Below are 15,101 nucleotides of genomic sequence, written 5' to 3'. Positions count from 1 at the left end.
TTTCAGAAAATAGCAGCTGCCTGTTTCTCTACTGCTGTCCGGTCTGCACAGACCGATAGAATCACGAAATGCTCTCTCGTGACAAGATATCCGTCATTCAGCATCTTCAGCTCATTCGGGCTGTACATGGATGCGGTGTTCTGCAGCGAAGAAAGATAATAGCTCATCGCATCATAGATCTCAGCAGCAGTTTCATCATCTGCTGCTTCTGCAACAAACAGTAGCTGCCCATCCTGTTCTTCAGACAGATATCCCTTGGCATCGCTGAAGCTGTCAGGCGAAATTCTGAGCAGGTTCTCAAGCGAAGCAGAGTCTTCTTCTGTCATCGGGACATCATAGCATTCCAGCAGAGCGTCGGCAATTGATGAGACTGTCAGCTCTTCTCTGTCAGCTGGTTCCTCTGTGCGGCAGGCAGAAAGGCTGACTAGGACCATAGCTGCCGTCAGAATCTTCTGAAGTTTCATGGCGCAATGACCTCCCTGGCATAATTGACGAAGATCGGAAACTGAGCAGCGTTCAGATGATATCCATCTTCGGCATAATAATCACGATATCCGTATCCGTTCTGTTCTTTCAGAACGGTGTCTGCATCAATCATGTGCAGGCCTTTCTTCTCACACAGTTTCAGCAGACAGTAATTGAGCCGGTTGATCAGTTCCTGAGACGCCCCGGATTCATTGTCATCATCTCTGACCGGCCAGAGCGAGCAGATGATCAGCCTGGTGTCTTCAGAAGCATTCAGCAGCTGGTCAATGCAGGTTTCATAAGCTTCTGCTTCCCGGATGGCATCACCTTCCTTGACTTCGGATAAGCCCATTTCGAGAATCAGAATATCGGGCTTCAGAATTCCTGTCCACTGGGTGAGATTCTTATAGGTCATCTCATTGCGGTAGAATACCGGCAGGTCAAACGTGGAAGGACACATAGCATATCTTGCCAAGGCCTGATTGCTGGGCACATGTCCGCTCATGCTCATATTCACGATATTGGAATCCCCGGAGAAGATGACTCCTTCAAAGTCCTGATCAGAGATGGAATCACCGTGCGGACGCAGAATCACTCCGGAAGAATCATAATCTGAGAGATGGAATCTTCCTGGCTGAAAATCTTCATCGCGGATGTCTCCGACGATGAGAGTGAGTCTTCTTGAACTGGAATTGCCGGAAGTATCAGAAGCTATGAGCATGCATTCATAAGTTCCGGCAGTATCAAGATCTGCTCCGCCTCCGATTCTCACGGAAATCTGATCGGGAGAATCATAATTGTCGGTTACGGTATATGCGGGCAAGGAGCAGTCTTCATGGATTTTCGTAAAGACAGTCGGATGATCCGCCATCGTGATGATGGGTGCTTCCACGTCCTTTACTGAGACTTGTCCATGGACCGTGCGAATCGGGATCCCAAGGACTTTCAATGTATAGTCTGTTCTGTAGGTGCCGACCCGATCAGGATTGAGATCGGTGCGGACCGCTACGTGACTGCTGATATCTCTTCCGAAGAGCTCTGCCTGGAAGGAAGATGGTTCTGCAGTTTCTTTTCCGTAGATTGCAATGATATCCGGATCCTCCACTGTGAGCATGGAACCCAGATACATTGCTGCATAGACACCGGCAATTGCCGCTGCCGCTGTCATGATCTTGCCAGCCGTTTTCATAACCCCTCCCTTTCTCTTCAGGAAAGAAGCTCATCAAGCCAGGAAAGGGCCTGGTTCTTCGCTTCTTCGTAAGTCAGAGGTTCTTCTCCGCTCCATCTGGTTTCGTCGGTTTCGTAATTGTCGTACTGGGCACAATAGCCGCTCTGTGCTTCTTTGTCCATCGGCTTTTCCAGCGCAATCATCAGCTGGGCTTTATGGTGAATCGGATCACCGAGAATGATCCACCGGGAACGGTCTTCCGGTGCGCTCGAAAGCCGTTCCTTCATCTCTTTCAGGGTTTTTACGTACACGATTTCCATATCGTTTTCTCCGGTATTATTGTACCGCACCATGCATCATTGCTCGAATCATTCTGACCAGGAAGCGAAGAAACTGGAAGATTATGGAGCAGCCATAGAAATCGGATGCGGAAATCAGGCGTTTTACGTCGGAAATCTGTGCATCCTGCGCTTGTGGATCTTCTTTTTCTGCAGGAAGTTATAAAATAGGACTAACCGAGAGGTGTACCCATATGAGAATTGCATTACTGGAAGATGACCAGCAGGAAAAAGAGGAATTCATCTCTGCGCTTCAGGGATGGGATCCGACCCGCAATGCGGAGTGCTATAACTCAATCGGAGATCTGATTGCGGCAGCAAAGAAGGAGCCGTATTTTTCCATTGCCTTTCTGGATGTGTACCTCCCGAAAGAAAACGGCATGGATGCGGCCAGGCAGATGCGGGAAGTATCCCCACGGACAGAAGTGGTGTTCACCACGACCAGCACTTCGCATGCGATCGAAGCGTTTTCGATGAATGCTCTGCATTATCTGGTCAAGCCGATTACGACCGACAAGCTTCGCGATGTATTCGATCGGATCAGGAAGAAGCAGAATGCCAAACCCGCGCTGCTGCTGAAGACCGGAAAGAACTCGCAGATGATCTATCTGGAGGATATTGCTTATATCAGCAGTGACAATCATCAGGTTCAGATCTTTCTTCGCAAGGGCGGAGAGGTTTCTGCGTACATGAGACTTTCTGACATTCAGCAGCAGCTGAATGACAGCTTCCTGAAGGTGCAGAGAGGCATGATTGTCAATGCGGACTTCATTGAGCGCATGCAGAGAGATGTGTGTGTCCTGAAGAACGGGGTTCAGATCATGCTGTCGAGAAAAGACCGTGATGAGATCCGGGCAGCCTATGATGACTTCATTTTCTTCCATCTTTCCGGAAGAACTGGTTTCACGGTATGATCATTCAGTATGTGCTTCAGACGCTGGGATTCTTTCTGCAGATATTCCCGGCTTTTCTGATGACTTTCATCCCATTTGATGAAGAGTCATTCCGATATGACCGGAAAAAGACGGTATGGAGTGTGTCTGCTGCCCTGATCGGGGTCACGATTCTGTTCCCGGTTCTTGCCTACCTGATGTCTGGAACAGAGCAAGTTGATATTAACATCTATACCGACGTATATATGCTGATCCTGGTGCTTGGTTTCATGGGCACTTATTTCTTCCTGATTCAGGAACCGTTTCAGAAGAAGATGCTGGTCATGGTCCATTCGATCTTCATGGTCGTGGAGCAGTTCCTGGTGCGCTGCCTGCTGCAGCCGCTTCACCCGACACTGGTGGTCGGAGGATTTCAGCCGATTGACATCCTGATTCTGCTGTTGATCATGATGATCCTGACCCCGATAGGCTACATCATCAATCGGGATATTCTTCGCAGATATCTGAAGCTCTATAATGCCAGAGTGCTGAAAAGGGAAAGCCTTCTTCTGATCTATCTGATTTTTGCGTATTTTGCGATCATCGTGATTTACATGATCTACTTTCATGCAGTGGATGGAAGGTTTACGGAAATCACACCGCTTTTATTATTCATCGGCTTGATTCTGCTGCTGTACTATGCCTTTCTGATGAGGGAAAGTCTGATCCGCAGCGAACAGGAAGAGATGCGGCGCATTCATGATTCTGAAGTGATGCAGTATCAGAAGATCGAGCATGAAATCGAGGCAGCCCGCCGTCAGCAGCATGATCTGACGCATAATCTGACGAAGCTCTATCAGCTGGCAGATACTGGCGATCCGCAGAAGGTGAAGGCATATATTGAGAAGATCGCAAAGAAAGCAGAACTGGTTACAAAACAGAAGTTCTGCGAAAACCAGGTTCTGAACAATCTGCTTCAGTATTATGTTGGCTGGGCGCAGGACAACGAAATTACCTGTGAAGTCATGGCTGATGTGCCGAGAGTGCCCATTGATGCAAATGATCTGACGATCCTGTTCGGGAATATCATGGAGAATGCAATTCTCTCGAATGAAACGGTAGAAGGAGAGAGGTGGATCAGGGTCAAAGCGGAAGTCATGGGATCCAGGCTTGCCCTTCTGGTAGAAAATGCTTGTGATCAGATTCATCCGTCTTCTGACTATCAGCCGGAGAAGACATATCAGGATGCAGATGCCTTCCAGTCTGTCAGATTCGGAAAGAACTATGGTCTCAATGCTGTGAAGGATATCTGTGAGAAGTACGGAGGTTCGGCAAAATTCCGCTTTGACGAATCAAATCATTCCTTTACCTCCAGAATTCTTCTATATCTGAACCATTCTGGCTGAGCTGTCCCACACTGCCGGATGCCGAAAGGCACCGGCTTTTTTCTGCGCTTCAGGTTCATCCGACGAATCTGAAACCTTTTGCATGGTGGAGGGACAAATCCAGAAACAGAGGCTGATCTCTGCGCAAATCAGAATGTTTTCACAAATCCAGCTGGATAATACCCTGCAAAATTCATAATTAAACAGCGTTAATAAAGCATTTCTGGATCTCGCAGCATATGAATCGCAGACCTGCATGCATGAATTCGCTGATTCGCATTATAAATGTCGAGAATATCTCAAAACCCTTTTGCAATGCGCTTTTTCTGCACTTCTGTCACAGCCTTCACGCTTGATCTATTGCCTGCGGGACGGACAGCGTGAGATGCATGATCTGCGACGTGAAATGCCGTAATTGGAGGGATGAATTCCAGATAATAGAAAGTGTAAAAAGCTTCTTTTTCTCTACGAGATCCGAGAAATTGCTTTTTGATTGAATGAATTCTCTGTAAGGAGGGGTAAAACTATGGGGAAGAACAGAAAAAAGCATCACTCAATCCTGCAATCATGCTTGAATTCTGCAATTGCAATGGCAATGTTCCTCTCGCCGATCGCCACGATCGTTGCTGAAGACACGGGCATGCCTGCAAGCACGGAGGCACCTGCAGAATCTGCAGCACCTGCAGAGCCGGTTACTGAGGAACCGGTGATCACGACAGCAGCTCCTGCTGAAGAGGCACCTGCTGAGGAGCAGGTACCGGCAGAAGAAACAGCTCCTGTCCAGGAAGCAGCACCTGCACCGACGCCGGCTGCAACGCCAGCTCCAGCTCCTGCGGCGACTCCAGCACCGACGCCAGCTGCGGTCAGTGAGCCGACTGTGATTCCTGCAGAAGCTCCGGAAGCATCTGCAGTCCCCGTAGTGGAAGAGACGCCAGCTCCGGCTGAATCGGCTGCTCCGGTGGAAACTGCGGAAGCAGCAGCGCCGGAAGCGACCATGACACCGGAACCGTCAGCGACTCCAGAAGCAACAGCAGCACCTGAACCGGAATACCTGCCTGCAGGTTCTTTCAACGGCTCTACAAGCCAGATGACCGTAACTGTCAGCTATGGTGAAAATACCTTCAGAACTGGCACGGAGATGAAGGTTGCATATGTCTCTCGCTCGGAAGCAATTGCAGCAGCTGAGCAGACCGCTTCTGAAGATCAGGAAGTCATTGATGCCATGGCAGTAGATATTACCTTCATTGGTTCAAATGGCAATGAAGTACAGCCGGAAGGAGCAGTATCGGTATCACTGGAACCGCGCAGAGCACTTGCAAGCACAGAAACCAGTACACAGGAAGTGCTTCATAAAGAGGACAACGGAAATGTACAGGTAGTCGGCAATGCGGATGTATCCGCGGCTGGAGCAGAATTCTCTGCAGACCATTTCTCGATCTATGTTATTTCCAGCAAAGACACTCCAGCAATCGCTACTTATATTTTCCATGATGCAGACGGAAAAGCGATTGACGAAGGACAGAAAGTCAAAGACGGCGAAACGGTTTATGCGCCGACCACACCTGAAAAGACCGGCAGCAAATTCCTTGGCTGGTCCTATACGCAGGGTGTTTCTTCCATTCAGGAAGGAGATCCAGGCGAGTTCGGCACATTGGCAGCATCTGTAAGCACAACGGGAGAGGTCCATCTTTATCCGGTTTTCCAGCAGGCATATTATGTCTTCTTCTTGGATAATCAGGGCAGAGTCAGCACTACGAAGGAAGGCGTCAGCGGAGACGTCATCAGCGCTGAAGATGTTGCGATTCCGCTGGATTCCACACACTCTGTGACCGGCTGGTACACAGAAGCTGAACCGACCAAAATAGTCAAGTCTGTTACGCTTTCTGATCATAACGTGACACTGTATCCGAAGGTCGAAGAAGGCCATTATCTGTATTTCTCCAGCGGCAAAGGAGCAAGCTATGTGAAGCCTGTATTCGTTGCGGCAGGAAAGAATACAGTAAAACCGGAAGCACCGACGAGACCTGGCTATACCTTTAAACATTGGTCTGTTTCTGAAGATGGTTCTGAATATGCATTCGGCAGCACGATTTCAGAAGATACCACTCTGTATGCGGTGTGGGAAGCAAGCCCAGATACTAAATATACTGTCATATTCTGGAAGCAGTCTGTCAATGACAGCAAGAATGCTGAAGACACTGAGAAGACCTATGACTACGCAGAGTCAGCAACGCGCATTGGTAAAACCGGAAGCTATGCTTCACCGAAATATGCAGATCAGAATAAAGGTTACACAGGATTCAGTTATAACAGTTCAAAATCCACCTCCGTAACCATCAATGGTGATGGAACAACGATTCTGAACGTATACTATGACCGGAATCTGCTCACCATTGAATACTACACATGGAAAAACGGTTGGTGGGGTGGAAATTGGAGCTTATATAAGACCTACACTGGCCTTTATGGACAGACTCTTGCACAGAATGAATATACATGGCCTGAAGAATATGCATGGTATGACGCTCTTGATCAGCGGAATAATCCTTCAGGGACACGATTGACCTTTCTTGATTCCTTTATTCTTAGAGACAATGGAACCGTTCTGAATCTATATGGTGAAAAACCGTCAGGTGATACCTGGATTCGCCATTATAAGCAGAATCTGGATGGGACCTACAGTTACGACAGACCGACCAACGAAACAGAGACGAGTTTAGGTTGGAATGGTTCTACCTGGACTTTTACTGAAAAATACCAGGGATTTACTGTTGATAGTTTTATAGTAACAAGCCGAACCCCAACCAATTCTTCTGATTGGAACTCTACATCCGCTGGCAATTCAACTTCCTTTAGAGATGATCTGTATATTCGGTATGCACGTAACAGTTATAAACTGGCATATTACAACTACAATTGCGTGAGCAAAGAGGAGTCGGTCTTATTCGAAAAGTCGCTTTCAGGCTTTAGTTCCTACAAGCCTTCTCGTCCTGACGGTCTTCCAGATGCATATACTTTCCAGGGCTGGTTCAAGGATAAGGAATGCACGGTTCCGTTTGATTTCAATAATAGTACCATGCCTTCAAACGACGTCGTGATTTATGCAAAGTGGGCTGCTCCGACATACACTGGAACCGTTCATATGAATCTTGAAGGAACTGGCAATCCGATGCAGCTCACCATCAGTTACGGCAGCAAGATCAATGAAAATGATATGCCGACCGTAAAAGATTCTGACGGGAATATCATTAAGGAAGGCAGCAGTTCCTATACTGTTACTGTTCCAAAAGGAAATACATGGGCAGGATGGGCAACAAAGTCCGGCAATGATTACATCATCTATAACTTCAGCACAGAAGTATATAGCGACATTACGCTGTACCCGTACTATATCAACGGCGAGAAATACACGGTTGCATATAGCCTTGGCGAAGGTACAGGAACGGCTCCGACTGACAGCAAGCAGTATTCCCAGAATGCGTATGCTGATATTCAGCCGGCATCAGGAATTACTCCTCCGGAVGGCAAGACATTCCTTTACTGGGGCTATGGTACGGATAAGTATTACCCGGGAGACAAGGTAAAGATTACAGGAAATCTTGAACTTACCGCTGTTTACGGAAAAACTTCACCATTAACTTCAATCACATATCACTCGAACTATCCGGAAGGGTCCGAACTGGAAGAAAAGACCACAACGGTTGACGGCCGGGCTAACAACACTGCGATTACGCTGGAAAAAGCGGACTTCACAGCTCCGGCTGGATACTATTTCGCATACTGGATGGATGCTTCTGGATACCGGTATGATGTTGGAAGCAAGATTGGTATCGACAATGACAATACATCTGCAAATGATCTGTATGCGGTCTGGGAACAGAAGAAAGAGATCACATTAACGGCAAATTCCGGGACATTTATCTATGATGGAACTGAGCATACTTCTTCCGGAGTAGTGACTGATACGTTTGTGATTGATGGCGTAACTTATACGGTCAGCGGTTATACCACAGAGAGCCCGGTAAAGACAGATGCTGGAACCTATACAAATAATATTTCCGGTACCTATGCAGTAAAGGGCAATAATGGTATCGATGTTACAGATCACTTCACAATACAGACTGTAGATGGATCGCTGACCATCAGCAAGCGTACGGTGCATCTGAAGTCTGAAAGTGCAAGCAAACAGTATGATGGCACAGCGCTGACAGCACCGACCGTGACAGTTTCCGGAGATGAATTTGTAACTGGTGAAGTAACAGATCTCAAAGCTAAAGGAACGATCACGGAGTCGGGCAGTGTAACCAATGAAATCAAATACACAGAGCAGAGCGGATTCAAAGCTGATAACTACACGATCAGCAAAGAGGAAGGCACGCTGACGATTACTCAGAATACTTCGGCGATCAAAGTGACAGCAGAGAGCGCAAGCAAGACTTATGATGGCACCCCTCTGACGAAGAACTCCTACACCATCACTGGTCTTCCGGAAGGATTCACCGCGGTAGTAATGGTAAGCGGAAGCATTACAGATGCTGGAACAGCAGAGAACAAGGTTACTTCAGTAACCGTCAAGAAGGGTGATCAGGATGTTACCAGCCAGTTCTCTAGAATTGAAAATGTAAACGGAACGCTGACAGTGAACAAGCGTACGGTGCATTTGAAGTCTGAAAGTGCAAGCAAACCATTTGATGGAACACCGCTGACAAGGCCGGATGTTATTGCGAGCGACGACGGATTCGTAGACGGTGAAGTTAGCAATCTCAAAGCAAAGGGCAGTATCACAAAAGCTGGCAGTGTCACAAATACGATCGAATATACAGAGAACCGCGGATTCAAAGCTGACAACTACACGATCACGAAGGATGAAGGCACTCTGACAATTACACAGAATGAAAACGAGATTGTGGTCAATGCCAAGAATGCGTCAAAGACCTATGATGGCACAGCTCTGACTGAAAGCGCTGCGGACGTTACCGGACTTCCTGAAGGATACACCGCAGAGGTGAACGTAACGGGCAGTATTATCGATGCCGGGACAGCAGATAATGTTGTTGGAACAGTTGTAATTAAAGACGCATCCGGGAATGATGTGACCGATCAGTTCAAGACAATCACGAAGAATAACGGAAAGCTTACTGTTACCAAACGAAGCGTTACACTGACATCGGCCAGCGTGACCAGAGAATATGATGGAACGGCACTGACGGCTCCGAATGTTACAGTAGGCGGCGATAGATTCGTGGATGGCGAAGTGACGGATCTCAAGGCAACCGGCACGATCACCACTGTCGGCAGTGTAACAAATACCATTGCTTATACTGAAGGAACTAGCTTCAAAGCAGGAAACTACGAGATCAAAAAGAATGAAGGAACACTGGCGATTACTGCCAATACCACAGCAATTGAAGTAAGAGCAGATAGCGGCAGCAAGACCTACGATGGCACAGCTCTGACAAAGAGCAGCTACAGTGTCACTGGTCTTCCTGAGGGATTTGCGGCGGAAGCGGCAGTGACTGGAAGTATCACTGATACTGGAACAGCTGATAACGTAATTGCCTCCGTGGTCATCAGGAAAGGTAATGAAGATGTAACGAATCAGTTCTCCAATGTCACGAAGACAAATGGAACTCTGACGGTTACTGTGAGAAAAGTTACACTGACCTCTGGATCAGCAAGCAAGGCATATGACGGTGTCGCTTTGACGAGACCGGAAGTAACGATTACAGGCGATGGGTTTGTCACTGGCGAAGTAAGTGATGTCAAGGCAACTGGCAGCATCACAAAGATCGGAAGTGCAACTAACACCATCACATACAATGTGAATAACGGATTCAAGGCGGGCAACTACGAGATCACCAAGACTGAAGGAACCCTGACGATCACTGCAAATACTGCAGCCATCAAGGTGACAGCAGAGAACGCAAGCAAGCTCTATGATGGTACGGCTCTGACGAAGAACTCCTACACCATCACTGGCCTTCCGGAAGGATTCACCGCGGTTGTCATGATCAGCGGTAGCATTACCGATGCGGGAACTGCTGAAAACATAGTTACCTCAGTAGTCATCAAGAAAGATAACGAAAATGTCACAGATCAGTTCTCTGACATTACAAAGACCAGTGGAGCGCTGACCGTTACGAAGCGAACAGTTACGCTGAAATCCGAAAGCGCAAGCAAAGCATTTGATGGAACACCGCTGACAAAGCCTGTGCTTTCAGTAGACGGAGATGGATTCGTTGATGGAGAAGTGAGAGATCTCAAAGCGACAGGCAGCATCACAAAAGTCGGCAGTGTAATAAATACGATCGAATATACAGAGAACAGCGGATTCAAAGCTGACAACTACACGATCACGAAGGATGAAGGCACTCTGACAATCACACAGAATGAAAACGAGATTGTGGTCAATGCCAAGAATGCGTCAAAGACCTATGATGGCACAGCTCTGACTGAAAGCGCTGCGGACGTTAAAGGACTTCCTGAAGGCTATACGGCAGATGTAACTGTCAGCGGCAGTATTACCAATGCTGGGACAGCAGATAATGTTGTTGGAACAGTTCTAATTAAAGATGCATCCGGGAATGATGTTACGGATCAGTTCAAGACAATCACGAAGAATAACGGAAAGCTTACTGTTACCAAACGGAGCGTTACACTGACCTCGGACAGCGTGACCAGAGAATACAATGGCACAGCGCTGACGGCTCCGAATGTAGTAGGCGGCGATGGATTCGTGGATGGCGAAGTGACGGATCTCAAGGCAACCGGCACGATCACCACTGTCGGCAGCGTAACAAATACCATTGCTTATACTGAAGGAACTAGCTTCAAAGCAGGAAACTACGAGATCAAAACGAATGAAGGAACACTGACGATTACTGCCAATACCACAGCAATTGAAGTAAGAGCAGATAGCGACAGCAAGACTTATGATGGCACCGCTCTGACAAAGAGCAGCTACAGTGTCACTGGTCTTCCTGAGGGATTTGTGGCGGAAGCAACAGTGACTGGAAGTATCACTGATACTGGAACAGCTGATAACGTAGTCACATCCGTAGTGATTAGGAAAGATGGCGAAGATGTTACCGATCAGTTCTCCAATATCACGAAGACAAATGGAACTCTGACGGTTACTGTGAGAAAAGTTACACTGACCTCTGGATCAGCAAGCAAGGCATATGACGGTGTCGCTCTGACGAGACCGGAAGTGACTATTGCAGGCGATGGGTTTGTCGCTGGCGAAGTAAGTGATGTCAAGGCCACCGGCAGCATCACAAAAGTCGGCAGTGTAGCAAATACCATTGCTTATACCGCAGAAGCACGATTCAAAGCTGGCAACTATGAGATCACCAAGACTGAAGGAACCCTGACGATCACTGCAAATACTGCAGCCATCAAGGTGACAGCGGATAGTGCCAGCAAGACTTATGATGGCACCCCTCTGACTAAGAATACTTACAAGATTGAAGGACTGCCTAACGGATTCACTGAGAAAGTGACTGTAAGCGGAATGATTACGGATGCTGGTACTGCCGTAAACGAAGTGAAGTCTGCAGTTATCCTGAAAGATGGCAAAGATGTCACTGATCAGTTTACGAACATTGAGATTGCGAGCGGAACGCTGACAGTGAATAAGCGTACTGTGAATCTGAAATCTGACAGTGCAAGCAAGGTGTTTGACGGAACGGCTCTGACGGCACCGGATGTTACCGTAAGAGGTGATGGATTCGTGACTGGTGAAGTGACGGATCTCAAGGCAGTAGGAACGATCACGAAGGCTGGCAGCGTAAAGAACGAAATCAGATACACGGAAAAGAGCGGATTCAAAGCTGTCAACTACACGATCACGAAGGACGAAGGCACTCTGACAATCACTCAGAATGAAGATGAGATTGTAGTCAATGCGAAGAATGCTTCCAGGACTTATGACGGAACCCCTCTGACTGAGGGAGGCTCTGAGGTGATCGGACTTCCGAATGGCTATACAGCTGAAGTCACAGTAACTGGCAGCATCACTGATGTCGGAACTGCTGAAAACAAAGTAACATCTGTAGTCATCAAGAAGGGTGACGAAGATGTTACGGATCAGTTCAAGACAATCACGGAGAATAACGGCACACTGAACATTACGAAACGGAATGTAACGCTGACTTCGGAAAGCCAGACCAGAGAATACAATGGCACAGCGCTGACCGCTCCGAATGTTACAGTAGGCGGTGATGGATTCGTGGATGGCGAAGTTACGGATATCAAGGCAACCGGAACGATCACGAAAGCAGGAAGCGCTAAAAACCCGATTACCTATACTGAAGGAACTGGCTTCAAAGCTGGAAACTATGAAATCAGGAAGACTGAGGGAACGCTGACGGTTACAGCTAATACTGCGGTCATTACAGTAACAGCAGGCAGCGACAGCAAGACTTATGATGGCGAAGTACTGACAAAGAGTACTTACACCATTAATGGGCTGCCAGCAGGATTCACTCCGACCGTCATGGTAAGCGGCAGCATCACATCTGCTGGAACGGCTGATAACGTAGTCACATCCGTAGTGATCAGGAAAGATGGCGAAGATGTTACCAATCAGTTCTCCAATATCAGGAGAGCAAAAGGGACATTGACCGTTACCAAGCGTACGGTGAATCTGAAGTCTGAAAGTGCAAGCAAACAGTATGATGGCACAGCACTGACAGCACCGATCGTGATAGTTTCCGGAGATGGGTTTGTAACTGGTGAAGTAACAGATCTCAAAGCGGTAGGAACGATCACAAAGACCGGCAGTGTGAAAAACCCGATTGAATATACTGAAGGCAGAGGATTCAGCACTGACAACTACGAGATCAGAAAAGAAGAGGGAACCCTGACGATCACTACGAACGCAGCAGCGATTACAGTTACTGCTGACAGTGACTCCAAGGTTTATGACGGTACTGCTCTGACAAAGAACAGCTGCGAATATGCTGGTCTTCCGGAAGGATTCACTGTTTCTGCGATAATCAGAGGCAGCATCACATCTGCTGGAACAGCTGAGAACGCAATTGCATCCGTAGTCATCCTGAAAGGTGATGAAGATGTGACAGATCAGTTCTCCAGCATCAGCACTGAAAATGGAACTCTTACGGTTACTCCGAGAAAAGTGATGCTGACATCGGCAAGCGCAAGCAAAGTGTATGATGGTACCGCTCTGACAGCTCCGGAGGTCACGGTAAGCGGTGATCAATTCGTGGAGGGTGAAGTAAGCAATCTCAAAGCAGTAGGAACGATTACTGATGTCGGCACGGAAGAGAACCGGATCGCTTATGACAAGAAGCTCGGATTCAAGGCGGGCAATTACGAGATCACTGAGCATCTCGGAACGCTGAGCATTCTTGCGGCAGACATCTCTGATGAGAGGAGATTCGAGGTTGAATCCTTGAATGATCTTGTCTATAACGGACGCGATCAGGCACAGGAACCTGCTGTGGCCGATAAGGATTCTAAAAAGACTCTCGTAAAGGATAAAGATTACACTCTGACCTTCAGCGAGGATGTGAAGAATGTCGGTGAAGTTGCGGTAACTGTGAAAGGTATCGGAAACTACACAGGAACTGTGGAGAGAACGTATCGGATCACTCCTGCTTCGATCCTCATCGTGACCCCGGATGCAGAGAAGGAATTCGATGGAACACCGCTCACTGCGGCTGGGACGATTGAAGGCCTGGTCAATGGCGAGACAGTAAGCTTCGCTGCTACCGGATCTCAGATCTCGGTTGGCAATAGTGAGAATACGTACAGCCTGGTATGGGATGGCACGGCTTCGGAAAGCAACTACACCGTTGAAGCAAAGACAGGAACGCTGACAGTGATTGCTGCGGATATCTCCAATGCGGATAAGTTCACGGTCAGCCAGCCGGAGGATGTCGTCTATAACGGACTTGAGCAGAAACAGCCGGTGACGGTTGAAAGAGTAAAAGCTTCTGCGATGAATGCAGTAGCAAGCTTCTTCTCAGATCTGATTGGCTTCATCCATGCGGATGCAGATGATGCAGTTCTCCTGGAAGGCACGGATTACACTCTTGCGTACAGCGAGAATCTGATTGATGCAGGAACTGTGACGGTCACAGTTACCGGTATCGGAAATTACACAGGAACGGTGGAGAGAACATATCAGATTATTCCTGCTCCGCTGACCATTACCACGGGCAGCGCAAGCAAGACTTATGATGGAAAAGCACTGACCAATGCAGAAGCACATTATGAGGGACTGATGACGGTTCGTGACAGTATCATTGTCACTGCAACCGGTACTCAGACCGCAGTAGGAAGTTCTGCAAATGGATATGCGATTGACTGGGGCAATACGCTGAAAGAAAACTATAAGGTTACCGAAGCTCTCGGAACTCTGACAGTCACTCCGGCACCTGCACCGTCAACCACGCCGACTCCGTCTACTCCCGCTCCGACACCGTATGCGCCAGAGACGGGCGGAGAAACTCCATATACTCCGGTGACGGCTGCGGTTCCGTATACTCCGTATACCGGAGCGAGAACACCGTACACGCCGAATACCGGAAGACCGTATACTCCGAATACCAGCGATGATGGTATCCTGAGATGGTTCTGGATGCTCGGAGGTTCCATGATTCTTGCGGCAGCTTCCTATGAAGCACTGAGAAAGTCCGGAAAGCACTGATCAGCAGCAGGAATCAAAGATTCAGAATGACTGAAAGAAAGGCGCATGGAAATTGACCCATGTGCCTTTTCTTAGTACACCCGACATGGGTGATAACTCGAGGGTGAAAGTCCCTTGCGCATGTATAGCGGCATGATTCAAAGCGCTAGCCAAAGGCAACGTGGACATCGTGAGGTGTCAACGGAAGGAAGCCGGATG

6 protein-coding genes are annotated in these 15,101 nt (G+C 48.0%); 3 read left to right on the top strand and 3 right to left on the bottom strand.

Annotated features, from left to right (window positions below):
• Positions 1-2: 2 nt before the first annotated feature.
• From FYJ51_RS08365 to FYJ51_RS08355, 3 genes are read right to left on the bottom strand one after another with little or no spacing between them, the layout of a single operon-like run.
• The gene (locus FYJ51_RS08365) at positions 3-464 is read right to left on the bottom strand and encodes a DUF4358 domain-containing protein (RefSeq protein ID WP_154504912.1); all 462 of its coding nucleotides are present in this window, start codon (positions 462-464) and stop codon (positions 3-5) included.
• Positions 461-1,654, bottom strand: a complete 1,194-nt coding sequence (locus FYJ51_RS08360) for a GDSL-type esterase/lipase family protein (RefSeq protein ID WP_154504910.1) — start codon at positions 1,652-1,654, stop codon at positions 461-463. The genes FYJ51_RS08365 and FYJ51_RS08360 overlap by 4 nt, the downstream gene beginning before the upstream one ends.
• Before the next feature lie 17 nt (positions 1,655-1,671).
• Positions 1,672-1,953 (bottom strand): hypothetical protein, encoded by a 282-nt coding sequence (locus tag FYJ51_RS08355; protein WP_154504908.1) that lies wholly within the window; start codon positions 1,951-1,953, stop codon positions 1,672-1,674.
• A gap of 212 nt (positions 1,954-2,165) precedes the next feature.
• On the opposite strand from FYJ51_RS08355, the gene FYJ51_RS08350 reads away from it, so the two are divergent.
• The 3 genes from FYJ51_RS08350 to FYJ51_RS08340 all read left to right on the top strand — a co-directional run bounded on the left by FYJ51_RS08350 (position 2,166) and on the right by FYJ51_RS08340 (position 14,903).
• Complete coding sequence (locus tag FYJ51_RS08350) at positions 2,166-2,885, top strand: LytR/AlgR family response regulator transcription factor (protein ID WP_154504906.1); 720 nt, start codon at positions 2,166-2,168, stop codon at positions 2,883-2,885.
• Positions 2,882-4,249, top strand: coding sequence for a sensor histidine kinase (locus FYJ51_RS08345; RefSeq protein ID WP_154504904.1), 1,368 nt, complete (start codon positions 2,882-2,884; stop codon positions 4,247-4,249). The genes FYJ51_RS08350 and FYJ51_RS08345 overlap by 4 nt, the downstream gene beginning before the upstream one ends.
• A gap of 505 nt (positions 4,250-4,754) precedes the next feature.
• A complete protein-coding gene (locus FYJ51_RS08340; RefSeq protein WP_154504902.1) occupies positions 4,755-14,903 on the top strand; it encodes an InlB B-repeat-containing protein in 10,149 nt (3,382 codons plus the stop codon).
• Positions 14,904-15,101: the final 198 nt, after the last annotated feature.

It is taken from the genome of Stecheria intestinalis (genome assembly GCF_009696165.1).
Lineage (GTDB): Bacteria > Bacillota_I > Bacilli_A > Erysipelotrichales > Erysipelotrichaceae > Bulleidia > Bulleidia intestinalis.
The sequence above is the reverse complement of the archived record's forward strand: the minus strand, read 5'-3'. Positions and strand labels throughout refer to the sequence as shown.